This is a genomic window from Thermosporothrix sp. COM3 (assembly GCF_059696735.1).
Genome location: NZ_AP019376.1, coordinates 2,485,146 through 2,510,155 on the forward strand (window position 1 = coordinate 2,485,146; position 25,010 = coordinate 2,510,155).

Annotated in this window: 26 protein-coding genes; 16 read left to right on the forward strand and 10 right to left on the reverse strand. The window is 51.3% G+C overall.

Annotated features, from left to right (window positions below; all coding sequences use genetic code 11):
* Positions 1-48: 48 nt before the first annotated feature.
* On the reverse strand, positions 49-759 hold the full coding sequence (locus KTH_RS10725) for an ArsR/SmtB family transcription factor (RefSeq protein ID WP_497618441.1): 711 nt from the start codon (positions 757-759) through the stop codon (positions 49-51).
* Positions 760-832: 73 nt separating this feature from the next.
* On the opposite strand from KTH_RS10725, the gene KTH_RS10730 reads away from it, so the two are divergent.
* A complete protein-coding gene (locus KTH_RS10730; RefSeq protein WP_497618442.1) occupies positions 833-1,615 on the forward strand; it encodes a DinB family protein in 783 nt (260 codons plus the stop codon).
* A 136-nt stretch (positions 1,616-1,751) separates the two neighbouring features.
* Here the strand turns inward: KTH_RS10730 and KTH_RS10735 are convergent, their stop codons facing one another.
* Together KTH_RS10735 and KTH_RS10740 are read right to left on the reverse strand one after the other, a co-directional pair.
* Positions 1,752-2,117 carry a hypothetical protein gene (locus KTH_RS10735; protein WP_497618443.1) on the reverse strand — a complete coding sequence of 122 codons (366 nt, stop codon included), beginning with the start codon at positions 2,115-2,117 and terminating at the stop codon, positions 1,752-1,754.
* Positions 2,118-2,476: 359 nt separating this feature from the next.
* Positions 2,477-3,880: a cytochrome P450 gene (locus KTH_RS10740; protein WP_497618444.1), complete on the reverse strand. Its 1,404-nt coding sequence runs from the start codon at positions 3,878-3,880 to the stop codon at positions 2,477-2,479.
* A 1,013-nt stretch (positions 3,881-4,893) separates the two neighbouring features.
* On the opposite strand from KTH_RS10740, the gene KTH_RS10745 reads away from it, so the two are divergent.
* The 8 genes from KTH_RS10745 to kdpA all read left to right on the forward strand — a co-directional run bounded on the left by KTH_RS10745 (position 4,894) and on the right by kdpA (position 13,802).
* A complete protein-coding gene (locus KTH_RS10745; RefSeq protein ID WP_497618445.1) occupies positions 4,894-6,141 on the forward strand; it encodes a glycosyltransferase family protein in 1,248 nt (415 codons plus the stop codon).
* A 346-nt stretch (positions 6,142-6,487) separates the two neighbouring features.
* On the forward strand, positions 6,488-7,252 hold the full coding sequence (locus KTH_RS10750) for a glucose 1-dehydrogenase (protein WP_497618446.1): 765 nt from the start codon (positions 6,488-6,490) through the stop codon (positions 7,250-7,252).
* A 414-nt stretch (positions 7,253-7,666) separates the two neighbouring features.
* Positions 7,667-8,377, forward strand: coding sequence for a response regulator transcription factor (locus KTH_RS10755; protein WP_497618447.1), 711 nt, complete (start codon positions 7,667-7,669; stop codon positions 8,375-8,377).
* Positions 8,370-9,398 carry a sensor histidine kinase gene (locus tag KTH_RS10760; RefSeq protein WP_497618448.1) on the forward strand — a complete coding sequence of 343 codons (1,029 nt, stop codon included), beginning with the start codon at positions 8,370-8,372 and terminating at the stop codon, positions 9,396-9,398. The genes KTH_RS10755 and KTH_RS10760 overlap by 8 nt, the downstream gene beginning before the upstream one ends.
* A gap of 105 nt (positions 9,399-9,503) precedes the next feature.
* Positions 9,504-10,427, forward strand: coding sequence for an ABC transporter ATP-binding protein (locus KTH_RS10765; protein ID WP_497618449.1), 924 nt, complete (start codon positions 9,504-9,506; stop codon positions 10,425-10,427).
* Entirely contained in the window at positions 10,420-11,154 is a 735-nt protein-coding gene (locus KTH_RS10770) for an ABC transporter permease (RefSeq protein WP_497618450.1), read from the forward strand. The genes KTH_RS10765 and KTH_RS10770 overlap by 8 nt, the downstream gene beginning before the upstream one ends.
* A 33-nt stretch (positions 11,155-11,187) precedes the next feature.
* On the forward strand, positions 11,188-11,796 hold the full coding sequence (locus KTH_RS10775; protein WP_497618451.1) for an undecaprenyl-diphosphatase: 609 nt from the start codon (positions 11,188-11,190) through the stop codon (positions 11,794-11,796).
* A 302-nt stretch (positions 11,797-12,098) separates the two neighbouring features.
* Positions 12,099-13,802 (forward strand): potassium-transporting ATPase subunit KdpA, encoded by a 1,704-nt coding sequence (gene kdpA, locus KTH_RS10780; RefSeq protein WP_497618452.1) that lies wholly within the window; start codon positions 12,099-12,101, stop codon positions 13,800-13,802.
* A gap of 474 nt (positions 13,803-14,276) precedes the next feature.
* Here kdpA and KTH_RS10785 read toward each other — a convergent pair whose 3' ends face one another.
* Complete coding sequence (locus tag KTH_RS10785) at positions 14,277-14,783, reverse strand: hypothetical protein (RefSeq protein WP_497618453.1); 507 nt, start codon at positions 14,781-14,783, stop codon at positions 14,277-14,279.
* A 197-nt stretch (positions 14,784-14,980) separates the two neighbouring features.
* Here KTH_RS10785 and KTH_RS10790 point away from each other — a divergent pair, with 197 nt between their 5' ends.
* From KTH_RS10790 to KTH_RS10805, 4 genes are all read left to right on the forward strand, one after another.
* Positions 14,981-15,445, forward strand: a complete 465-nt coding sequence (locus KTH_RS10790) for an SRPBCC domain-containing protein (protein ID WP_497618454.1) — start codon at positions 14,981-14,983, stop codon at positions 15,443-15,445.
* A 132-nt stretch (positions 15,446-15,577) separates the two neighbouring features.
* Positions 15,578-16,015, forward strand: coding sequence for a GNAT family N-acetyltransferase (locus tag KTH_RS10795; protein WP_497618455.1), 438 nt, complete (start codon positions 15,578-15,580; stop codon positions 16,013-16,015).
* A 270-nt stretch (positions 16,016-16,285) separates the two neighbouring features.
* Positions 16,286-16,720, forward strand: a complete 435-nt coding sequence (locus KTH_RS10800) for a VOC family protein (RefSeq protein ID WP_497618456.1) — start codon at positions 16,286-16,288, stop codon at positions 16,718-16,720.
* An 86-nt stretch (positions 16,721-16,806) separates the two neighbouring features.
* Entirely contained in the window at positions 16,807-17,055 is a 249-nt protein-coding gene (locus KTH_RS10805) for a hypothetical protein (protein WP_497618457.1), read from the forward strand.
* 52 nt (positions 17,056-17,107) lie between these two features.
* On the opposite strand, the gene KTH_RS10810 is transcribed toward KTH_RS10805, so the two are convergent.
* Together KTH_RS10810 and KTH_RS10815 are read right to left on the reverse strand one after the other, a co-directional pair.
* A complete protein-coding gene (locus KTH_RS10810; protein WP_497618458.1) occupies positions 17,108-17,830 on the reverse strand; it encodes an SDR family oxidoreductase in 723 nt (240 codons plus the stop codon).
* A gap of 705 nt (positions 17,831-18,535) precedes the next feature.
* Positions 18,536-19,090 (reverse strand): cysteine hydrolase family protein, encoded by a 555-nt coding sequence (locus KTH_RS10815; protein ID WP_497618459.1) that lies wholly within the window; start codon positions 19,088-19,090, stop codon positions 18,536-18,538.
* Between the two features lie 149 nt (positions 19,091-19,239).
* On the opposite strand from KTH_RS10815, the gene KTH_RS10820 reads away from it, so the two are divergent.
* Positions 19,240-19,686, forward strand: coding sequence for an Lrp/AsnC family transcriptional regulator (locus KTH_RS10820; protein ID WP_497618460.1), 447 nt, complete (start codon positions 19,240-19,242; stop codon positions 19,684-19,686).
* A gap of 221 nt (positions 19,687-19,907) precedes the next feature.
* A complete protein-coding gene (locus KTH_RS10825) occupies positions 19,908-20,765 on the forward strand; it encodes an arsenite methyltransferase (protein ID WP_497618461.1) in 858 nt (285 codons plus the stop codon).
* 106 nt (positions 20,766-20,871) lie between these two features.
* Here KTH_RS10825 and KTH_RS10830 read toward each other — a convergent pair whose 3' ends face one another.
* From KTH_RS10830 to KTH_RS10845, 4 genes are all read right to left on the reverse strand, one after another.
* Entirely contained in the window at positions 20,872-21,651 is a 780-nt protein-coding gene (locus tag KTH_RS10830; RefSeq protein WP_497618462.1) for a class I SAM-dependent methyltransferase, read from the reverse strand.
* Positions 21,652-21,814: 163 nt separating this feature from the next.
* Positions 21,815-22,498, reverse strand: a complete 684-nt coding sequence (locus tag KTH_RS10835; RefSeq protein WP_497618463.1) for a DUF4241 domain-containing protein — start codon at positions 22,496-22,498, stop codon at positions 21,815-21,817.
* Positions 22,499-22,632: 134 nt separating this feature from the next.
* Positions 22,633-23,115: a YbaK/EbsC family protein gene (locus KTH_RS10840; RefSeq protein WP_497618464.1), complete on the reverse strand. Its 483-nt coding sequence runs from the start codon at positions 23,113-23,115 to the stop codon at positions 22,633-22,635.
* A 184-nt stretch (positions 23,116-23,299) separates the two neighbouring features.
* The gene (locus KTH_RS10845) at positions 23,300-24,235 is read right to left on the reverse strand and encodes a LysR family transcriptional regulator (protein WP_497618465.1); all 936 of its coding nucleotides are present in this window, start codon (positions 24,233-24,235) and stop codon (positions 23,300-23,302) included.
* Positions 24,236-24,340: 105 nt separating this feature from the next.
* Between KTH_RS10845 and KTH_RS10850 the strand changes: the two genes are divergently transcribed.
* Positions 24,341-25,009, forward strand: a complete 669-nt coding sequence (locus KTH_RS10850; RefSeq protein WP_497623224.1) for a type 1 glutamine amidotransferase domain-containing protein — start codon at positions 24,341-24,343, stop codon at positions 25,007-25,009.
* The last annotated feature ends 1 nt before the right edge of the window (position 25,010 follow it).

Below are 25,010 nucleotides of genomic sequence, written 5' to 3' on the forward strand. Positions count from 1 at the left end.
CCATCCCCTTGGCTGAAGCCAGGGGCCTTCTGCCGCTTTTTGGTAATATCAGGGTATCCGAGGCGCTTCACCGAGGAGCTGGACGAGTCCCTGCTTGCCCGCCTCGGTCACACGTAACGCCCGGCTCCCGGGTAAGCGCTCAATCCAGCGGAGATGAAAAAGACGCTCCATAAGAGCAGCCCCCAGTGCGCCAGCCAGATGATACCGGCGCTCACTCCAATCAAGACAGGGACGGGCAAACGCTCTTCGCAGGCGCTGTAGATGCTCAACATCGATCCCAAACTGTATCAACATTTCGCGACCGGTTTCGGTGAGCTGGTAGCGCTTCTCTTCTTCCAGAAGGTACAATATCTCCCTGCGTTCCAGCGCTTCGGTCAGACCAACGCCAAGCTTGCCCGCCAGGTGATCATAACAGGTACGCGCCTCTCGCATCCGCTCAGCGATGACGGCTTCACGCAATGAGCGCACCGGGGCCGGAGGCGCGATCAGAGCCAGCGCTTCAAGGGCATGCGCAACATCGCTACTCGCCAGTGTATAATAGCGATGCCTCCCATGCGGCTTGAGCGTCAGCAGCCCCCCTTTCACCAGCCGTGCAAGATGCGTGCTGGCTGTCTGCGGGGAAATTCCGGCACAGGCCGCCAGTTCTCCGGCAGGTAAAGCGCGTTTGTCCAGCAGAGCATTGAGCATAGCCGCCCGTGAAGGATCTCCTATGAGTTCCGCCACAGCAGCAATATTCACATCCTTTGGTATCTCTTCCATACTTCGATTATAAGCGAAATATTTATGCATTACAATTGGCGCATCCATATCAAACGAAAGAAGAGGTTGCGTTATGAATGCATCCGTAGAGCTGCACACAGAGCTCTTCAATACCCTCCACAATCTGCAAGAACAGGTACGCGCACAGGCTGCTCACCTGGACCAGGCTCAATTGTTTGAACTCGCAACGACCCGAGCCCTCCTCACGCTTTTACTACGCCCTCACCCGGCGGGCCCGATAGCCCATCTTGAAGCCGCTCATGCCGCCGCTCGATCCCAACTTGAGCATCTGCCAGCATACGACCCGACCCGCCTGATTGCAGTCGATGAGGGCCACAGCTACACACCGCGCAAAGTGCTACGCCGCATACTGGACCATGCTCTCGACCATCTGAACCAGATTGATCAGTGGCTCCTCTGGCAACAACAGGGCATTGTCCCCGTCCCCACGGATGGCTGGACAACCTCTGGAGAGACGCTACCAGAGGATCTTCACCCCGTGAATCAGGCGGAAATACAGTCGTGGCTCTGGCGCATCGATCTGGCTGTGCAGCTCGTCGCACAGCGAGCGCGACAACTCTCTTCAGAACAGCTCGATTGGACGCCTCCTGATGGCGGCTGGACGCTTCGCTATATGCTCCATCATCTCGCTGAGGCCGAAACCTATTATTGTTACTGGATCAGCGAGCCTCTTCCAGAGGAAGCACTTGCCCGCTATAATGCTGCCTCTCAGCGGCTCGAACAGCGGTTTCGCCATCTCTTAAGCACTCCATTGCCCCCCGAACAGACATTTTCTTATGCCCGAATTCGTGAGACCGTTGACGCTCTCATCACGACAGAGCAAGCCCTTCTATAGTCTCCAGATAACTGGCGGGCTGCTCCTGAGCCCGCCACCAAACAAAAACGCAGTACAATCCCGCGACACAATTCCTTCTTCCTGCAACACCATCTCTCTCCTACAGAAACAATACGTCTTCTCCCTTCTGTCGTCCTTAGATCCTTTGTCTCGCAACCCATCCTCCGCGTGGTGGATTGGAAGCAGGGTCGCTCTCAAAGAAGCCCGTCAGTAAGCGAAATGAAGGGTTCGGTTCCGGTGGGCCCTGTCCCGCAAAGATCGGCTCTTTGGTCAGGTACAGATAGCCGGTATACTTCTGAACAATAATGCTCCCGCCACGTGAGATGATACGATCAAAGCGAATCTCTTTCGTGGCCTCATTCCATGTGCCTTGCAGCCGATCGGTGAAGCCTATATCGATATCCACTGTTCCGCTTAAAGAGCCTGCACCATTCGAGGTAATATTGAGTGTTCCCTTATACCCGATCACATTGATATTCCACACCCCTACTGGATCCGCCATTCTGCGTTCTCCTCTCGTTCTCCTGAAAAACACTCCTGCAAAACAAACTACTCGAAAATGAATATCACTCTCTTTATATTATAAGAAAAGAACATAATAGAGCAGTGAATGATATGATAAAAGGAGAAAATGCAGGCCTGTTCAGGTTGTGCAGGCTAGAAATTGCCAGGAAGGGGAACAATGGTTTCAGGCCAGAGAGGCAAGCTGCCAGCTTGAGAATGTGAACCGGCTGACGCCAGGAGCAACATACCTTCTTCGAGACGTCGCTTCCCTGACACCATGCCTTGCTATAGCTTCAGATCTCACCTTGCCGGGACACGGATCTCCCGGAAGCCTGATAGACCCGCGTCCTCTTTCGCTTAGAATGTGATCAGGCGCTGAATGTTGCCACGCACCGGCACGCGCCGCAACGGGTGATTCCGAGACAGAAGTTCTACAGGGATACCACGCGACGGAGCCATACGGATATCAATATCAATCTTTGCATCAGACACAATTGCAAGCCGGTACCGCTGTAAGAGTAGTGCCAGCACAACCTTCAACTCCAACATCGCAAAATCCGCACCGATACATCTATGAGGTCCGGCGGCGAATGGCAGGTACTCGTACGTTGAGCGCTTCAATGTCAGCCAACGTTGAGGCTGAAAACGATCAGGCTCCTCATACAATTCCGGGCGACGATGCGTGACAAAAGGGCTATAATAAACGATTGCCCCTTTGGGAAGAGCATACCCACCAAGCTCACAGGGCTCGGCAGCTATGCGCATCTTCATCGACACAGGCGGCAGCATGCGTAAGCTCTCCTTGATGACAGCATCGAGTAAAGGCAACTCCCGAAGCTGCTCAAGCGTCGGGGCCTCACCATGAAGCGTCCCATCAAGCTCGTTGAGGAGAGCTGCAAGCGCTTCCGGGTGCTGATCCAACAAGAAGAAGGTCCATGCCAACGCATTCGATACCGTCTCATGACCGGCAGAGTACAAAGAGAAGGTATGGCTGACTAATTCGTCATCGCTCAGGCGCTGCCCATCTTCATCATGTACCCGAAGCAGCGTTGCCAGCACATCGGTGCCCCCGCCTGCTGACCGCTTCTGCGCAATCATAGCACGGATCATGCCTTCCAGTTCTGCGGCCCACTTCAAAATGCGGTGATATGGCATCCCCGGGATATCGATAAGCGGTGTGACCATTAACAGCGACAGTGAGTTCAGCACACGCTGCATCAGATAGCCAATTCGCTCTATATCCGTTTCCTCATTCACTCCGAACAACGTCTTTACCACGATACGCAACGTCAACTGCTTCATTTCAGCATACAGATCCATTCGGGATGGGGCTCGCCATTGTTCAAGCATATCAAGCGTAAGCCGTACCATATCATCGCGATATTGCCCGATCTGCTGCTTATGAAAAGCGGGCTGCATCAGATGGCGCTGCTGCTTATGATGCTCTCCGTTCATAGTAATAATATTATTCAACATCAGGCGACCCAGAGCTGTTTCTTTCGGCCATTTGACAAAGGTTCCTTCATCCACCTGAAACAGGGACGGGTGCGCAAGCACTTGCAGGTTTAGCTCAGGACTGAAGACAAAGACGTTCGAGTGATCGCCACGCGTCAATGCGACGATATCCCCATAGGTCTCATGCATGCTACGCAAAAACGTATATGGATCGCTATACAGTTTGAGCATATTGGCCTTTCCACCAAGCAACGGGAAAGCAGAAGGCCCAGGCATTGACTGCTGTGTCATATGAGTAGATGCCATACAGAATTTCTCCTTGTAGCTTTACCATACTATACATATTGTCGTGATGATGAACGTATGAATAGAACCGAAACAGAGCCAACGAGACCACATACGCTCATCGTCTTCTATGATCAGAAAACTTGCAAGTTGACCACTTATCTTCGATATCTAAGTGAAGTTGCCATTAATTTAACTTATTTACTAAGTTAAATAGTACACATAAAATCAGAGAAAGTCAAGCTATTTTCCTGAAAAAAGGATACCCGATGAGGGAAATGCTTTATCATACATAGAGATGGAAGTGTACATTCTTGTAAAGGGATGGGAGAAAGGATAGGGGTCTGCTCCCGAGGTGCTGAAGGACCACACAACAAAGAGCTGTCCACCATTGTCTGGAATAATTGGGAAAGAAAGATCAGGCATTTCGGCTGCTCAGCCTTGCTTCGTTGCCAGCACAACGATACAGCAAAGTACAGGGTTAAGCATATACTTTCGGATCAGGTCACCATCCTCGCCAAAACCTTCGATAAACTCTTAAGGGGGACACGTTGATAGCATCAGTATTTAACCAATTGGATATACTACCTTTTCCTCTCTTCTCTCATGCAGGAAAGCATGGTTACACTATTGCATATTTCTCACAAAGGTTGGCTATTATATTCTCTTGAAGCTCTGTCAGGGAATAGGCCGCCTATCATGATACTGCTACCCTGCATTTTTCATAGAATCAATAGCATAGAAGATATATACTGCATAGCTCTTTCCTGTAATTTACTCGTTCCCTTTTGTTTTTCTGTCTGGCTTTTCCTTTTTAAATCGATAAAGTTCGCTAAATGAGCAAAATAACATATGAACAAAAGCAGAATTATTCTGTGTAATGCTCTACTCCCTTATACTCCTATCTTATTTCATCAGTGAGTTTTCTTTTAGAGTATGTTATACTGCTTATTGGTACAGTCTACTGTACCATTTCTGGTTCGCTTATGAAGAGCTTTTTTTTATGTAAGACAGGCTACAAGGAGACAGGGAAGTTGAAAGATATCATCATCATCGTGAATGCACGGTTTATTCCTCAGGAGAGAAATAGCACGTACATCTACGGAGTGGTTCAACATGTACTCCGCTGTGCAGACGTATTGAAGCAGGGAGGGGTAAATGTTGGTTTCCTTCTTTACAAGCGCGATGAAGATCTTGCAGAACCACTACTGGAACCAGGTACTGTTGTACAGACCTTTCCTGCCATGACACTCCATTTTCACTTCGGGATGGAGCCAAACGCAGTGAAAGCCGTTTTCCGTTCCGCGATACACCATATTACCGAGTCATGGGGACAGGGCGCCACGCGAGATCCCTTACTCTATTACCAGACATCGGCTCTGTTACCATATGCACCCACTGATCACTTGATTGCGATAACGCATCATTCCCCCTTTGTGGAACAGGTTGCCCGATCTATCGGGACAGAAGCAGCCTGGAAAGCGTTCAACTGGGATCACCCGAAAGCGGAGCATCTTTTGAGAACTCAGAACCAGGCACTTGAGATCATTGCATCGCGAGACAACATTCACTGCCTGGAAATATCAATACTTCAGCAACAGTTTCTGCGCGAGTATGGCATTGCTGAACGCCAGATCCATAGAATACCTCAGCCCGTTGGAAGCGATGAAAGCGAACCTGAACCGCTCCCCCCACTCTTAGCAAGCGCCTTACAGGATAGAGCCGCGCGCTCCGGTCTGGTAGCGGTTACAGTGGTCTCTCGTTTCGATTATTTTAAGAATATTGAGCTCTATATAGATGGCTGTTGCCTTGCCTTGCAGAACAGAGCGCTGCAACAGGTCCTCGTGATAGGCGGTTTTGCTGACGACGAGATACGTACACAGCTACAGAGCAGGATACCGGCGGAGCTTGCAAGCGCATTTCTTTTCATCCCTCGTATGGAACGGGGCGTATTAACAGGAGCGCTCTTTCCCGAACTCGCCAATCAGGCTGTGTTTGCCTGCACCTCTCGCTTTGATCTGGTTCCCTATACAGCACTGGAAGCGGCACGGGCCGGTCTTTGCACCATCGTTCCCGATCATGGTCGTGTTGGCGCAGCCGAATACATACCGGACCACTATCAATTCAGCGACAGTCCAGCCGGACTTGCTACCTTACTGACGAAACTGGCATCTCATCCCGGCTATCTGGAACAGTTCCAGCAAACAGCGGCAAAGATACGGCAAGCAACCAGCGATGAGGCCTTTTTCGATTCTTTCGTAGAGATCTGCTCTCGAATATAAAAGTGTCTATCTCTGAAGACGCTGGCTTTTTCTTCTGTCCGGGTGTTCGCGCTCGATAACGCCCGGACACGCGCGAACCGCTGGAGCGAAACGCCCTCCGACGCCTCAGACAGAAACTGCATTTGAGCCCACTCGATCGCAAGCAGTCCAGAATATCCACAAAACAAAGTCGGGTGTTTCCTGGCTCTCACAATCTCATAGGCTCCATGCATTCTGAGAAAAATGTGTCACTCATTTTCCTTTTTTCTTCCATTGACGTATGTCATTCGCTGGCACTATAATACAGGGCAGCATGCATGTCAACAGAGTGATCTCTTACACTGATTTCCTTGAGGAGGAAAAGAGTATGCGTTTTGAACAACAGGTAGCATTGGTCACCGGGGCAGCTTCTGGAATTGGAAAAGCGCTGGTTCAGCGTTTTGTCAATGAGGGGGCAGCGGTCGTCGCTGTGGATATCGTCGAGGCTCCGCTTCAGGCTCTGATCAAAGAATTGGAGCAACAGGGAGCAAAAGTTACATCCTGCATCGCCGACGTTTCATCAGATGCAGATGTGGAGGCCATGCTTGCCACCGCCACATCTACCTATGGACGTCTTGATATTCTCTGCAACAATGCGGGGATTATGGATCTCATGAAGCCTGCCGACGAGGTTCCACTTGATTTGTGGGATCGCGTGCTTGCCATCAACCTCACCGGTCCCTTCCTGGCATGCCGCCGGGCAATCCCTCTGTTTCTTGAGCAGGGCGGAGGTAACATTGTTAACACCGCATCGGAAGCCGGAATACGTGGAGGTGCAGCAGGAACAGCCTATACCGTTTCCAAGCATGGCGTTGTGGGTCTGACTAAAAGCATCGCCTTCCACTATGGAGAGCGCGGTATTCGCTGTAATGCCGTCTGCCCCGGCGGAGTTGCGACCGCTATTGGAGCCGGAAGAGGCGTTCCGAGTGAGACAGGACTTGCGAGAGTAATGCCCTTTATGAAAGGAAGTGCTCCCTCGCGTATCGCGGCCCCGGAAGAGATTGCAGCGGCCATTACGTTCCTTGCGTCGAAAGATGCAAGCTATATTAATGGTGCTATTTTCCCTGTTGATGGTGGTTGGTCCGCTTCCTGATGTCAGCACTACCTGCCTGAGAGATAGATGGCTCTGACAAAGAGCAGGCTTTCATCCGTTCCGCAAACAGGAAACCAGCCCTGTGACCTGATTGAGAGCAGGCAACAGGGCTATTGAGTTCATTGGACAACATTCTCAAGCGGGATCGCCAGGCTTTCCCGGCACGATCGCACCCCGCCCCCACATATGAGGCCCATCAATAAAAAAAGATGCTGGAACGCACTTCTTCCTCTCACAAACATCTCCTTTCACCTCTCCTTCTCGGAGCAGTCGCAGCGATCAACCACGGGTATGCGTACTGGCAGGCTTACCCATGCATCGATGCAAAAGCATGTTATAATGCAACGCAAAGCAAATTTGAGAAAATAGAGATATCTTGAAAACAAGTATAACTTTATCGCAGGCAGGGAAAATATGAACACTATTCGTATACTTGTGGCCGATGACGAGCAAGAGATCAGGAGCCTCCTGAAAAAATATCTGGAACGAGAAGCCTACAGGGTTGATGGCGCGGCAAATGGCGAAGAAGCCCTGCGTCTGTTTGACCAGAACAAATATAACCTGCTTATTCTTGATTTGATGATGCCCGGAATCGATGGGATTGAGGTCTGTCGCAGACTGAGAAATAAGACAAATATCCCCATTCTGATGCTCACTGCCAAAGATCATGAAATCGATAAAGTGTTAGGCCTGAGTATCGGAGCGGATGATTATATTACAAAGCCATTCAGTATTCATGAAGTTATTGCTCGGGTTAAGGCTCATCTCAGGAGATTTCTGGTGCTCGGCAGCGAGGAAAGCATGCAGTCGAAAACCCTCATCACTTGTAGGGGACTGACCATAGACCTGAAGAACTACTCTGCCTCTATCAATGGGGAAGCTATTTCTCTCACCGCGAAGGAATTCCAGCTCTTGAAATTTTTTATGCTTCATCCCGGGCAGGTTTTCACCAAAACGCAGCTCTTCCGCAACGTCTGGGAGAGCGAGTATCTGGACGATGATAATACCATTATGGTGCATATTAGAAAACTGCGGAAGAAGATAGAAACCAATCCCTCCGATCCGCAATATATTCAAACCGTATGGGGTATAGGTTACAGGTTCGCGGGGGAAAAGGATGAATAGTATCCGAGTGCTGCTACTCATCGGGCTTCAGGGTGTCCTCATTGTCGCACTCCTCATCAGCAACGTCACTACCTATCATTTCGGCGTGCTGACCTGGGCGCTTTCCATCGCGATTCTCATTCCCACAGTACTTCTGCTGATCCATATACTTCGCACCCGTAACAAACTCAGGGAGATAGCAGACGGGCTCAAACGCGCCTGCAAAGGGAACCTGAAGACTCGCCTGTTTTCGAGCGGTGACCGCTTGCTTGACGAAATCATCTTCTCACTCAATGAGCTGATCGAGCAACTGGAAAAGGTACAGATAGAAACCATACAGGCCAGAGAAGCGAGAACTCGGCTCCTTTCCAGCATCTCACATGACATTCGGACACCTCTTACCTCCATTCTTGGCTATATCGATGCCCTTCGCGACGGCATTGCGGCAACCGAAGAAGAAAAGCAGGAGTATCTCGCGATCCTCTCTCATAAGGCCAGTAATCTCAAACAACTGATCGACGAGATATTCACGATGGCACGTCTCGATGCAGACGAATTCATTCTGAAGGTTGAGACGCTGGATCTTGCGGAAGTCATTCGAGAAGTCATTATCGAATTTCTTCCTGTATTGAAAAAGCACACGATGGAAGTAAAAGTCAACCTACCGGAGGAGAAGCGCTGTACGGTTCAGGCAGATCGTCTGAGTATTATGCGAATCATCAGAAATATCATGAAGAACGCGCTGCTCTACGGGCAAGAAGGAAAGATCATCGGGGTCGAGCTCATAGAACATCCCCACACCTATCATGTGCTCATCTGGGATCGGGGGCCGGGCCTCACTAAAGGGGAGATTGCCAATGTATTTGAGCGCATGTACCGCAGTAACAAAGCGCGAACGCCCTTCGCTGAAGGAAGTGGCCTGGGGCTCGCTATCGCTCGCGCTCTCGTAGAAAAGCATCAGGGCACCATCTGGGTTGAAAGCGTCCCGTGGGAAAAGACCACCTTTGGCTTCTCCCTCCCTAAACCCAACATCTCCAAATAATACAACCTCTTCTGTTAAGAAAAAAATAAGAAATTGGTAAGCGGCAATTAAAGCGCTCTGCTTATACTAAAGAACCATAGCACAGAGAAAAGAGGCGCATTCTGAATGAGTGCAGTGATTAAAACTACAAATCTTACAAAGCAATACAGCAATCAACAACTGGCAGTGGATCACCTGAATCTCACAGTCAGGCAAGGCGAAATCTATGGTTTCCTGGGACGCAATGGCGCGGGGAAAACGACGACGATCAAAATGCTTCTCAACCTGATCAAGCCAAGCTATGGGCAGATTGAAATATTCGGCGAGAATCTCTTCAAAAAGCAAAGGGAGATTTTAAGACGCATAGGCTCTATCGTCGAAATACCCGGCTTCTATGAAAACCTGACCGCCCGCGAAAATCTGCTTATTAACACAAAAGTGATGGGCGTCCATAAAAAGAATGCCATTGATGAGGCACTCGAAATTGTGGGGCTTCAGCATGAAACAAAGAAGCTCATCAGAAGCTACTCGCTCGGGATGAAGCAGAGATTGGGCATTGCCAGAGCACTGCTGCATTATCCCGAACTCCTGATCCTGGACGAACCAACCAACGGCCTCGACCCTATCGGCATCAAGGAGATGCGCAACCTTATCAAAACCCTGGCCCGAGAGCGAAATATGACAATCCTGCTTTCCAGCCATATTCTCTCAGAAATTGAACAGATAGCAGATACCCTCGGGATCATCCATAAAGGCAAGCTGCTGAAAGAGATCCCGTTTGAGAAGCTGAGGAAGCAGAACCGCAGATACCTGGAATTCCAGGTTTCCAATGAGAATAGAGCGGCGATGCTTTTGGAGCGGTACTTCGCGATCACCGATTACGAGGTTCACGAAGCAGGAACCATCAGGGTCTACTCGCACATCGGACAGCAGGGACTCCTCAATAAAGTATTTGTGGAGCACGGCATTGAAGTCACGAAAATAGTTCTGAGCGAAGATAATCTGGAAGACTACTTCAGTACTCTGATAGGAGAAGCTTCAATTGGTTAATCTACTGTATGCGGAAGTCTTAAAACTCAAGCGCTCAATGATAGCGCTCATCAGTATTGCAGGCATTGCATCCGGTCCTTTTCTTTGTTTTGTGGAATCGATCATCAAGGAAGCGAAGCGCCCGGATATTCCTGTAGAAGGAGCGACGTTCTTTAGCGAAACACATCTCTATGTGTTTCTCCTGATTGGCGTGCTACTCTTTAGCGTTGTCACAGCCTACCTGTTCAATCGCGAATATACAGAACACACGCTGAAAAACATCCTGACCATTCCTGTATCACGCATACAATTTATTCTCAGCAAGCTCATTCTGCTCTGTCTCTGGACGATGGCACTCACCCTGTTTGCCTGGCTCATTACCGTTCTGTTCGCCCTGCTCGGCCAATTTGATGGCCTGAGCATGCAGCTTTTCCTTGATGCCTTCAAGCAGTTTATGATGAGCGGCTTTGCCCTTTTTCTGCTCTCAACTCCCATGATTCTGGTCACACTGCTCTTCAAGAATTATGTTGTAACGATTGTCTTTGCTATCGCGATCACCATGCTTAACTTGCTGACCTATGGATCAGAATACAGCGCATTACTTCCCTGGACCGCGGTACGGGTGATCGCAACAGGCACCTTTTTCCCGGAATACCCACCCATATATTCATATATCTCAATCATTATGACATTTTGTGTCGGGCTCATCGCCTCCATACTCTACTTCAAAAATACAGATGTCAACTAAAAAATACTATGTTATTCAAGGAGAAATAGAAATATGCCTCTTCACCAGATAGATATAGAGCTCTTCAGGATGATAAATGATGCGGGTAAATCCATTCCCGCGCTGAATCCGGTGATGATCTTTCTCGCAGAGTATACGCCCTACATTCTGGCCCTGTCAATGCTCGTTTACTGGTTCCTCAGGCGACGACAGGACAGGATGATGATTATACAAAGTATTTGTGCTTTCGTCCTTGCAACCAGCGTCGGGAAAGTATGTGGGCTCTTCTATGCCCATTATCAGCCGTTTGCCGTCCTGCCTGATGTGAACAAGCTCGTTGAGCATGAGCTTGATAACAGCTTTCCAAGCAACCACACGATCCTGTTTTTCTCTATCAGCTTTTCGATCTGGCTTGTGCATAAAATGGAAGGCTTGCTCTGGCTGTTGCTTGCATGCCTTGTTGCGCAGTCCCGCGTCTGGATAGGAGTTCATTATCCTATCGATATCGCGACAGGAGCCATTATAAGTATCGTAGCGGCACTCATTATGTGCTGGCTTATACCGCGCCTTCCATTTATCCGACAGGGGCTCACCCTCTACGAAAAGGTCGAGCAACGCGTGCTTCCGGTCAAGAATCGGCCCCCGGAACAGCGGATTCGCTAAACGACAATCCCGGCACAAAGCGACACCTGAAACGCTGATACAGCATAAAAGCCTATCGAGGGAATAGCTTTCGATAGGCTTTCTTTCTAGATCCTTTTCGCATTCCGTGCTTGATAGCCCTTGAGAGAAGAGATGAGCGCACTGCTGAGGCTCCACAGCATTCTTGAGCAGAGTTTGAGGGATGTTGTTCATCTCTTGCGCGTTTCTTGAGTCTTTCTGTTCTACGCTAGGAGGTGAATTCAGAAAGAAGCAGGTAGAAACCTGATCCTGTATTTTCCTGTACAGGAGGAGGAGCAGACAGAATGGATAGCTCAAACCTATGTCAGTATATTGTCTTTTTTCTCATTGTGTTGCTTGTAACCAGGCCGCTTGGTGGTTATATCTACCGGGTGTTTAACGAGCGACGAACCTTCCTGGACCCGCTGCTCCTGCCCGTTGAGCGTGCCATCTATCGAATCTGTGGTATCAACGCGCAGGAAGAGATGACTTTCAAGCAATACAGCATCTCTTTTCTGCTTTTCAGCCTTACAGGCACCCTTCTTCTCTACGCGCTTTTGCGTTTACAGACATTGCTCCCGTTCTCTGACCCGGCACACCAGATCACCCCATTGACACCTGATCTCTCAATGAACACGGCGATCAGCTTCGCGACTACCACCACCTGGCAGGCTTATGCGGGAGAAACAACGATGAGCTACTTCACCCAACTTGCGGGGCTGGCCGCCCAGAACTTTCTTGCAGGTGCTGCGGGGCTGGCAGTTGGGATTGCATTTATGCGTGGCCTGAGCAGACAGAAGATCGACACCCTGGGGAATTTCTGGGTTGATCTGGTTCGTGGTATCCTGCGCATTCTGCTACCCTTCTCGCTGCTCGGCGCGCTGCTGCTGGTCTGGCAAGGAGTGCCAATGAACTTTCAGCCCTATCTGACGATCACGACGCTGGAAGGAACGCATCAGACGATTGCTCAGGGGCCGGTTGCCGCACTTGAGATTATCAAGAATCTGGGGACAAATGGTGGTGGCTTCTTCAATGTCAATGGCGCTCACCCGTACGAGAATCCAACAGCGCTGACGGCTTTTGTGGAAATGCTGGCAATTATCCTGATTCCTGCTGCGCTGACCAATACCTTCGGGCGTATGGTTGGCTCCGCCCGTCAGGGCTGGTTGCTCTTCTGGGTGATGGCGTTTCTCTTTTTTGTCGGACTGGGCGTCTGTCACTGGGCCGAACAGAGCGGAAACCCGGCAATCTCGCACCTGCTCGGTCAGGCGGCTCCTTCGATGGAGGGAAAAGAGGTGCGTTTTGGCACTGGCTCTTCGGTGCTGACGGCCGTTGTTACCTCAAACGGAGCAACGGGCTCTTATAACTCCGCCCATGATAGCTATACGCCGCTTGGTGGTATGGTGCCGCTTATGAATATGCTGCTTGGTGAAATCGTCTTCGGGGGCCTGGGAACAGGGATCTATAGCATTATCCTGATTGCCATAGTGGGCCTGTTCCTCACCGGTCTGATGGTCGGACGAACTCCCGAATATCTGGGGAAGCGTCTGGAGCCCACTGAGATGAAGCTGACCATGTTGTATACCTTGTTGGCTCCAATCACAATCCTGAGCCTCACCGCCATCGCCGCTATTACGCAATGGGGACTCGCCGGATTGACCACCAACGCCGGACCACACGGCCTGACCGAGATCCTCTATGCCTATACGACCTCGTTTGCCAACAACGGCCAGAACTTCGCGGGCCTGAGTGGCAACAGTCCTTTTTACAATCTGACAACGAGCTGTTCCATGCTGATCGGGCGTTTTGGTCAGGGAATCGTAGCTCTCGCGCTGGCTCAGGCATTCGCACGACAACAGCGCCGCCCCGAAACACCGGGCAAGCTCCGAACTGATACGCCTCTATTCGGAACGGTCATCCTCGGTTCCGCGCTGATTGTCGGCGCTCTGACCTACCTACCAGTGCTGGCACTCGGCCCACTCGTGGAGCATCTCCAGATGCTGCATTAACGGACTACCAACACCCCCACATAGGAGACGAAGGCCCGTCAGAGAGAGCGACGGGCTTTCTCCTCTTTCGACGTTACAAAATAGGCTCCTCTTGGAAGTTTAAACGAGGGTTTCAATCCCTCTCTCGGGCTTCTTCCTCTTCCGACGGCCGGGGTTCCTGCATGGCTCTGGAAGCGCTTTCACAAACCGCTTTGCGGGAACCTCCTCAATTTATCTTCTGGATGGTGACAAAAAAACCTCTTTTCTGTCATCTATAATCATCATCGGGCCTCTGGCGCTGCGCGGGAATCTCTGCACAACAGCTCGGGCACATGTGGTTCCCGCGAAGTGTGTCATCTTGTTTCACCTGCTTGGTTCCCAATGAAACATGCTTCAGACAGCATACAGCGCCCCGAACGCGATACGGTCACCCCCTCAAAAAAGGCTCACCGAACACTGGACCTGCCTCTTTTGGAGAGTATAACACGCTTTTTCCTATTTTTCTACAGTGATACCCATATCAGCTAATACGTTTCTGGGAAGCTCCTCTTGCGTGTCAAGCTGATAATAACATGGTCCTGATGTGGCCTCGGCGTTGTCTCCAAGCAGAGAAAGTGGATCGACATCGAAGCGATAGCGAGCCCGATACAGCAAACACGACTGATCTTCGGTTTCAGGCTGCCCGGGCTTCTCGAACGCGAATGCACCCCCTTCTCGCGAGACCGTCACATTGCGCGAGGGCAGCGTGCGCATCGGGTTGCTATATGTCGTATCTGCCAGATCGTAGATCTTCACATTAAAGAGATAGATCAACGCTGAGGTACGCGTCAGGGTCTGGATAGAGAAGCGACCGCGTGCGCGTCCATTGAAGCCCTGTCCACGCATCACCATCTCAACGGTTCCTGTGCGGGAAAAGCGCAGGCTCCTTTCAGTCTCAGTGCTGGTCGGGCAGGCCGAAAACGCGCCCGGGATTGGCAATGGATCGATCGTTGTTCCTGACATTTCCCTCTCCTTCTCTCATGGCATTCTCTTCCCACATCATACGCGAGACGAACGAGCTTTGCGAATGGAGCAAGACAAAAGTCCCACCCTTAAGAGCGAAAGGGGCCTTTTCCGGAATCCAACGAGCAAAAAAAGAAGAGTACAGGAAAGCTTGAGAACTCTCAACTACTTTCTTAGAGCGAGAAAAGGAATATGTCATGACAGAAACACGCAACACAAAATGGATCAAAGCCTCACCCGAAACGCTCTATCAGGCCTTCACTGACCCCACATCTCTGCCTCACTGGTTCGCGCCCGAAGGCATGACCGCCGAAGTGCATAGCTTCGATTACAGAATAGGAGGCGGCTATCAGATGTCGCTCTACTATCCCTCAACCGAACCAACGCCGCGAGGCAAGACAAAAGGGAACGAAGACCGTTATACAGCGCGTTTCGTGGAACTGACTCCTCCCCACAGAATCGTTACCGCTATCATCTTTGACACAACCAATCCCGACCTTGCAGAAGAGATGTTTATGGAGGTCACGTTCACCCCGGAGCAGGATGGCACCACAGTTTCCATTACATTCACCCATATTCCGCCCGGGATTCGCCCGGAGGATAACGAGGAAGGCACACACTCAACCTTAGAGCGGCTGGCACGCTTTGTCACGTCCGCCTGAGACAAGAAGCGTTACCCTTGCAAATTGGCCCGAGGCTTCCCGCTGCAATTGGTACTGGCACACTGAGCCGGGACAGCGTATGCTTTAAGCAAATCCGATAACCGAAGACCGTCAGTCAACGGAGAGAGAACAATGGTCACGATACGAGAATTGGGCCCGGAAGAAACGGGCCTGGCCTACACTACCTTTCGGGAATTGCGCCCGCACCTGTCCTCACGGGAGGCGATGGTTGAGCAGATCAATCACCGGCAGCGGCCAGAAGGCTACAGGCTGCTTGGTATTTTTGAAGAAGGCAAAGAGGAGCCGGTTGCGCTGGCAGGGTTTCGCTTTCTGCATACGCTGGCCTGGGGTCACACACTCTATGTCGATGATCTCATCACTCGCGCAGAGTGCCGGGGCAAGGGATACGCCTCACAATTGATGCAGTGGCTCTTCGCAGAGGCGGAACGCGTGGGATGCGATCAGTTCCATCTCGATTCAGGGCATCAGCGCACGGTTGCGCATCGTTTCTATTTCAATCAGGGACTCCATATCAGTTCGCACCACTTCTCTCGTCATCTTCGTTCATAAGCAAATGGCAACACTTCTGAAGAGGACAAACAGCCGCTCAGGTCGCGTTCTGGGCGGCTGCATCTCTTGCAGCTTTCTGGAAGAACGAGCTTCATTTATACTGAAAGTCTCTCAGGACCGAGAGCGCTCCCGCTACGCATAATGCTGTGCAGGGCTGTTTCTCTTCGAGAGGCGAAGAGAGCAAGATAGAAGAAGAATGCTCTTCTGCACCCTGCTATAGTAGATGATAGATCGCATCATCTTGGTGTAGAAAAAAGGAGTGAGAGGTTCATGGAGTATCCAGAGCAGAATTTCACCCCATACCTGCTATTCGTCGGAGAACTGTGCGGCAGAGCTGAAGAGGCCATCACCTTCTACATGTCCTTATTCAAGGATTCTCGCCTCCTCAATATTGAGCGATATGAAGAGGAAGAAATGGCAGGAGAGAAGGCCGGAACGGTCAAGCTGGCCAGATTCTCCCTGAAGGGACAGGAATTTCTGGCTCAGGACAGCGGCCAGGGGCATCATTTTACTTTTACTCCTGCAATGTCTCTATTTGTGCGCTGCGAAACAGAGGCAGAGATGGATACATTGTATCAAAAGCTTTCTGAAGGTGGCGGGGTGCTTATGCCTGCGGACCAATATCTTCCCGGTGAAAGGTTTGGGTGGGTTGTGGATAAATACGGGGTCTCATGGCAACTGCATATGCTCATTCCTACCCCTTAAGGTACTGCAGGGGAAGCAGGATGAGTCCTGTTTCCTCTGCTTCTTGTTCATCGTTCTGGCAAGAGAACGGAGTCCGGAATAGCAGTGTGTATCTCCGATCAATGAACCAATACTATCTTTATATCTCTGGCAATACCTTCTGCCTCAACTACCTTACTCTAAACATCTCGGCGGTACCAGGTCGCTACGGATGGGATGGCGGGCTCGGGACTTCCTGGTATGTTGATCCACGAGAGGACATGATCACGCTGCTGATGACCCCGCGCGCTCTGACAACCCCACAGCCGCCAAATGTCACCTTCTGGACCCTGGCCTATCAGGCAACCGACGACTAGCATCAGGAGCAGCTTCATTGCCCTCCTGATATAGCCGGCAAGTAAGCGAGTACTACCAGGACGCCCTGATCCGTGCTCCTCCGTCACAATCAATAATCGTACTGGTGAGAAATGTGTTCCCGATCAGCATGGCAATCACCTCTGCGACATCCTCAGGCTGTCCAAAGCGCTTGACCGGAGTGATGGCCGCTGATTGCGCAAAGAACGCCTCACGTGCGTCTTCTGGCAGATCTTTCCAGAAAGGGGTTGCGATTCCTCCTGGGGAAACCGCATTGACACGCAGCGGCTGCAACTCAAGCGCTAATGTGGGCACTATCGCTTCCAGCGCTCCGTTCACTGCCCCAAATCCAGCCGCGCCCGCGAAAGCGGTATGTGCCGTGACCGCCGTGACAAATGTGAGCGAGCCATCTTTACGCAGGAAATCCAGGCCAGTCTGAACAGCAAGCAGATACGGCCAGAACTTGGTTTCAAATCCCTGACGAAGCATATCAAGGTCAAGCGTGCGGAACTCCCCTGCCCCGATGTTGCTTGCCAGACTCAACACAAGATGATCAAAGGAGCCAATACGGCTATAGAAGTCGCGTAGATCCTCAGCTGAAGCCGCGTTCACCACTTCACCGCGAATGGGCCCACGCTCTGTGGCCCGGGCCACGTTTTCCTGTGAGCGCGAGGCAACGATGACCTCCGCCCCGGACTCAGCCAGCAGGCGGGCCGTAGCCAGTCCAATCCCCGATGTTCCCCCAAGAATTACAACGCGTTGATTACGTATATCCATGCGATTTCCTCTGTTTCCTTGCTGGTCTCTTTCCAGCATCTCTTCACAATTATACGATACGTAACGTATCCATACGTCACACAGAGATTATATACGGATCGTATCGTATCTGTCAAGAGGAGAAAACAGAGCAAGTCTCGCTCGGGCAGAATGTGAGCTATCCAGGTTTGTGAGGATGCCAATGGCTTCAGTCCTATCCAATGCTCACAACAGTAGATGCGATAGTGAAACAATTTCAGGATGGACTCTTATACCTGCCAAAACAGAACTGCTGTCAAGAAAGAGCACTCGAGGATTGATCAGCAGCGCCCCGACTCCCTTCAATGCAAAAGCGTTTGTGGGGCTGAAGGTTCGCCAGCCATAATTCGGGCTCCCTCAGGAAGCGTAGCAGCGACAAGCTTGCGCATCATCACTATGACTGTTTCATCCCGCTCAACCAGCAACGCCACACCCTACGCCCGACATATCCTGTTACACCAGTGATCAATAGCATTTACTCCCAGGAAAGTGGAGCTTCGTATTTCATCTCGTTCGTATTTTCAAAAGAGGGTCACGTACTCATTTTTGGGGCAACTCACAAGCCTGAATTGGAGAGGAGCAGAGATATGGATGCAGGTAAACAGGAAGCAAGCCCGGGATATCTCGACATCAGGGAATACTACTCACAAGATGCCAGAAGCTACCCGGGCCCAGGAGAAGTGTTTCTTACTTCTGAAGCTGTTGTATAATTTGTGCAGTGGGAAGCACGGTAGCAAAATGCGTCATAGTCGCAAGGGTACCCTCATGCACGACGTTATGCGGAACAACCTCTCCGCGCAACACCATATCACGGGCCGCGGTTGCATCTTCCGCGAAGAAGATCGAGAAACCGCGCTCACTCGCCTGACGCGTTGTTGTATCACAACAGATATGCGTCATAAAGCCAGAGATCACGACGGTATCAACGTCCAGCGACCGTAGAAGCGCTTCCAGCGGGGTTTGCGTGAACGCTCCCGGAACATGTTTGGTAATCACACGCTCTTCTGGCTGTACCGTAATGGCAGGATGCATTTCAGCTCCTACACTGCCTCTGCGAAAAACAGGAGCATCTGTGCCCAGACTCTCATGCACAATGTGAACAACGGGAAGCTGAGCCTCTCGAAAGGCCGCGAGAAGCTGCTGAACCTGTACAAGGGCTTTCTCACTATCCGGGAGCACCCATTTCCCATGTGGTGCAAAGTATTCATTCTGGACATCGATCACGAGTAATGCTGTTTTCATCTTGTTTTCTCCTTCTGTAGTTGAGCTGTTCATAGTATAATGCGCCAGTACGTAACGGTACAGAAGCAAGCGGAAAGAAAACAGCGCGGCTTGATTTCCATGTGAAAAGTATTCGTGTCTGGTATGCTGATAAGTGAAAAGAGGAGAGAATGATACAGCTTGATGCCGTTGATAAAGCGATTCTCAGAGAGTTGCGTGAGAACAGCCGCCTTTCAATACGAAAGCTGGCCGAAAAGGTCCATATGACTGCGCCAGCGGTGAATGAACGCGTGCGCCGCCTGGAAGAGCAGGGCATTATTACACGCTACACGATTCAGATTGACCGGAGCAAGCTCGCAAGTGCCGGCCAGATGATGGCCTTCGTGCAGGTAATGGTTGAGTCGAGCGATCATCGTAGCTTTCTGCGGTTTGCGCAGAATTGTGCCGAAATCATAGAATATTATCGTATTGCTGGTGACGCCTGCTATCTCTTGAAAATACAGGCACCCGATACTACAGCGTTAGACGAATTCCTTGATCGCTTGCTCCGCTACGGGAACTATCGCCTGAACCTTGTTATCTCGGGTTCCGTCAAAGAGATGGAGCCAATCGACTAGATGTACCGACGAAGCGATATTGCGTCTCCCTTCTCACTGCTTCAGCACAAACCCGCCTGATAGAGGCCCTTTCTTCAGGAAGCAGGCCACTATGCCCTGATGTGCAAACAGGAACCGAGAAGATCACACAAACCTGCGTCCTTTTTTATCTGGCTGCGTCTCTTTGCATGAAGAGGAAAAAGTTCTCTTCTCAAACGTTCCAGACGGAAAGGGAAAGACATATGAGCACACATTCTTCAGACAATGAGCAGGTGCGCCAGGTAGTGCGCGACAGGTACACAAAGGCAGCCTTACAGGTACTCAACACCACAGCAGAAGGCGCGGCGGCTTGCTGTAGCTCAAGCTGTTGTTCGAGCAATGCCAGCGGGGATGACCCGATCACGGGGCAACTCTACTCGCAAACAGAACTCGCTGATCTCCCGGTGACAGCGGCTCTGGCCTCACTGGGCTGCGGCAACCCAACAGCACTGGCAGAGCTTCACCCCGGTGAAACAGTGCTGGATCTGGGCAGTGGCGGCGGCATCGATGTCTTGCTTTCGGCCAGGCGGGTTGGCCCGACAGGTTTTGCTTATGGACTCGATATGACTGATTCAATGCTGGAGCTTGCGGAGCGCAATCGACAGGAGGCGGGAGTTGAAAATGTCCGTTTCTTGAAAGGTATCATTGAAGCTATTCCGCTGCCTGCAAACAGCGTGAATGTCATCATTTCAAATTGCGTGATCAATCTCTCGGCCGACAAGCAACAGGTATTCCGCGAGGCCTATCGTGTGTTAACACCGGGCGGACGACTCGCGATCTCGGATATCGTGGTACAGGGAGAGCTTCCGCCCGTTCTCCGACACGATATGGAATCATGGGCCGGATGCATTGCAGGTGCCCTTGAAGATGAGACCTATCGTTCATGGCTGCAAGAAGCGGGCTTTGTGGACATCACTATTGAGGTGACGCGACGTTATTCCCTCGACGACATCAATGCAAGCGGCGCAAGCGCTTCTCTTGCCTCTCTGTCTCCCGAAGAGCGCAACGCCATTGACGGTCGCTTTGTCAGCGCCTTTATTCGGGCTCGTAAGCCAGCGTAAGGAACAGGGAAATAACCGACAGTATGGGGACAGCTCTTCGCTGTCTCCATTTCGATAGAGGCAAGCTATCAGAAAGAACGTCATCAGAAGCAATGGAGCAGATTCATTATCGATCCCCACGCTTCACCGAGAGCACCACTATTTCATGGCATTCGGGCGAAGGCGGGCACTTCCGCTCAAAATCACCGCACACTTCCAGCACATCCATATGCTGAGCGTTTAAAAGCTGCTGCAATTCATCGACTGTATAGAGTATCTGTGAAAGCTGCACCGGGGCGGCCTCTTTGCGAAAGACCGTCCCGTATCGAATTGGCCTGCAATCGATTATGACACGCTGCGTTTTTTCCTGCCAGCAAGCATCCAGCAGCGTAATCCCATCCTCTTCGGGCAGCCAGAGCTTGAGGGGAAAATGTTGGCGTGCATACGCTTTATTCGGAATGTCCATCAGGTGTTTTCCGCCGGGCTTGAGCGCCCGAGCAATCACCGCAAAGATTTTCTGATTCTCTTCTGCGGCTTCCAGATAGCCAATGGCCCCATCGCCCATACTCAGCACCACATCAAACTCGTGATCAAACGTCAAACTGCGGAAATCGGCGCTGATAAAATCGGCCCGCACGCCTTGTTTATATGCCTGCTCTCGGGCGGCGATAATCACATTCTCGGCAAGGTCGACCCCAACAACGGAAAACCCTCGCTGTGCAAGGAATAGGGCGCGTTTCCCCTCTCCACAGGCCAGATCCAGAATACGTTCATGCCCTTTCAATCCCAGTGCGGTTTGAAGGTAGCGCAGTTCCTTCTCCTTCCACTCAGGTGTCACCCACCAGCGCAAGCTTTCTCGTGTATAAGCTATTTCATGCCATTGCGTAGCAACTTTTTTCTTTTCCATCGCTCTTGCTTCTCTCTCTTCAAACCATTGAGGTCATTATAAAGAGAGAGCCAAATTGCCTTCTCAGACTAACAGAGAAACCGGCAGATGAAGCACCCAGGGCCGAACAAAGGAAGAACACTCTCAGCCTTTCCTCCTCCCTGTGAACCGGCAAGAAGAGAACTCATTCCTTCTCGGTTGGCCACCGCCACACACCAAAATCTGTCAGCAGGCAGACAGGCAATCCATCTTCTCCATAGCCAAAAAACGAAGCATAGCCCCCATCGCCCCACCCCGATGAGAAGGCAATCACGTTTGCCCCGGTCTGTTCATCCACGCACACGTCAGCCCAATTCCAGGTATCGACATAGTGCTTCTCAAGCGCCTCTATCAGGGGATCATGCATCTCTGATTCGTTCGTAAACAGCAACCTGTCGAAAGCATCCGCAGTCTGCGCGTCCAGAAAGCAGCCTGTCCCGGAGTCGACACCATATCCGACAAATGCATCTGCCAACCTGCGAGCGGTTTCGGCATCCTGAAAGGCAAGTATCTTGTCAGTGTCATCTGCCGTTCTGGCGTTCTCCCATCGCACCGGAAGCTGGTGGCGGAAGATCACGGCAGCCAGCGCGATCCGCTGATCTTCATTGGAGAAACGGGCAACTTCCAGAGCTACCCGATAGCGCCCTGGCTCTATCAGCGGGGCCTCAAATGGGGAAGCATTTGCACAGAACCAGGGATCACAGGCAACGAAACGACCAGAGGTAATAACCAGATCACCAGGATAATGCAGAAAGGTGTCCGTCATCTCGCGGTCCGGCACAAGTCCGGCTGTTTGCTGGAAGGCAGTAAAGAGAGCACGATCATCCATAGAGCTATCACCTTTTCTCTATATCGCTTTTCCTTCTCTTCCTTCTGTCCGGAAGCAAGCCGGAAATTAGAAACAAAAGAGGAACCGAAACAGCGTCGATTCCTCTCTGTTGAACTGTAATGTTCCTCAAGCATTTATGAGACGGTGATGCGTTCCACACGCGGCTGTGCCACCTTCAGATAATCGCTTGTTTTCAGCACCATCGAACAGTCAAGCCGAGCCGCGTTAAAATACATCTCCTCATTTTCTAGCAAAGCAGGATCAACAATCACTTCTAGATCGGGATGAAACGAGAACGGAAGCACGGTTCCCACCACAGACCCGGCCAGCCGCTCCGCAATATCAGCCGAAGCAAAGGCAATATAGGTTCCCTGTAGCAATCCCTTGACTGCCTGTAAATCTACTTTCGCGTCACCGGGGATCACGGCCAGCACGTATTTCGTCACCTTCTTCCCGAGTTTGACCATCAAGATGATGCATTTGGCCGCCTCAGAAAGACGATTGCCCCGAAGAGCACTGACAAGCTCAGTACGCCCTTCCGGCTCATGCTCAATCAAGCGGTACGCTATTTTCTGCTGATCCAACAGGGCAAGCAGTCGTGTATAGGCATTGTCCATTCAGATTGCTCCTTCAAAACAAACATCTCTCGTAATGAGAGCTTTTCTTCGTCCTGCATTGCCCTGATTATACCTGATACGCCGCCTTCGTGCCCTCCCCTTTTTCTTCTCTCCATCAGTGATTTTCCAGAGGCCATCTCATATGCAGACAAGACGGTCTCCCTCGTGTTGAGCGGAGTAACCGTCATACGGCATCAGCCTCGGGCGCACCATTCCATGAAATAGTATCAGCATCAGAACCTCTACGTCCGCCCCGTTGTTGCAGCAGTTGCCTGCACTGTTTGATAATACGCTCATTCCGGTCAATCTTCCGGTAAGCAAGCCAGAGTTCATTACGTACCGGCTCCCCGGGCTCCCACAAGAGACGAAGCTGACCAGCCTTAAACAACGCACGACAAAGATAGTCAGGTAAAACGCTGATACCTCCACCCTCGCTGATGGCCCGGACGATAAGATGCAAATCCGGAAGCACCAGCGTTGCCTGAAACGTGGGTCGTTTCCCGAAACACTGTTGCCAGTAGCGCCGAATGATCGGTAGCTCAACACCATAGCTAATCCATTTTTGCGCGCTCAGCCATTGCTCGATTGCTTCCCGCTCTATGACCTCGGGCGGTTCAAGCTGCGGAGGGCCAACCACACAGAAATGCTCCTCGCCGATGCGGTGATACTCCACAGCATAGGCTGCAACCTGCTGCGTCGCGATCACAATATCAAGCTGCCCTCGTTCCAGTGCTTCAATCAGTGGCCGCGTTTCATCAAACTGGAAGATCAGGCGATAGGGAAGTGCGACAAACGTTTGCAGCAAAAGTTCGCCAAAGTATTCCCGGGGAGCGCCACACCGAAGCAGGGGCAACTCAACCTGCGTACTCTGCAACTCCTGAGAAACCTGTTCCAGTGTCTCCATTGCCTGAACAATCTGACTGTATAGCTGCTTCCCTCGCGTTGTCGGGATCATCTGTCGGGGAGCGCGAATAAAGAGCGATTCCCCGACCTGCTTTTCAAGCGCCGCCAGATGCTGAGTCACGGCGGGCTGTGTTAGAAACAGCGCTTCGGCAGCTCTGGAGACCGTTCCAGCCCGGTAGACAGCCAGGAAGCTCCGATACCACTCCAGATTTATCATAAATATTTTTATACCTCGACGCAATTTTTCTATTTGAATTATAGCTTACCGGGATCTACAATACCAGTAAGCTATCAAGCAAAAAGGAGAATGATTTCTATGGCTATCTCAAAACGCATCTTGATTATTGTTACAAGTCATGACCGTATCGATGCAACTCATCCTACCGGGCTCTGGTTCGAGGAATTTGCCATTCCCTACCAGGCATTCAGGGCGCAAGGGTTCGAGCTCACTGTTGCCAGCCCGAAAGGCGGCCCGGTTCCCGTTGATCCACGCAGCGAGCCTTCAACTGAAGAGGCAGCACACACAGAACAGGAGCGCTCCGTTCTCCGCCAGACGCTCCCGTTAAACGAGGTACAGGCCAGCGACTTTGACGCTGTCTTTCTGCCGGGTGGACATGGGACGATGTTTGACCTGCCCGAGAATCGCACCCTGCACGCGCTCCTCAGCGATTTCGCCAGCCAGAACAAGGTGATAGCCGCCGTCTGTCATGGACCTGCCGGTCTGGTAGGCGTACGCCTTGCCGATGGCACGCCGCTGGTTGCCGGAAAGACAGTCACCTCCTTCACCAATAGCGAAGAGCGAGCCGCCGAGCTGGATAAGGCCATGCCGTTCCTGCTGGAAAGCCGTCTGCGCGAACTCGGGGCGCATTTTGTCGCTCAGGCTGACTGGTCCGATCATGTCGAGCGAGACGGCAGGCTCATCACCGGGCAGAATCCTCAATCGAGCAAAAGTGTCGCTCAGGCCGTTATCGAGGCGCTACAGGAAGCGTAGC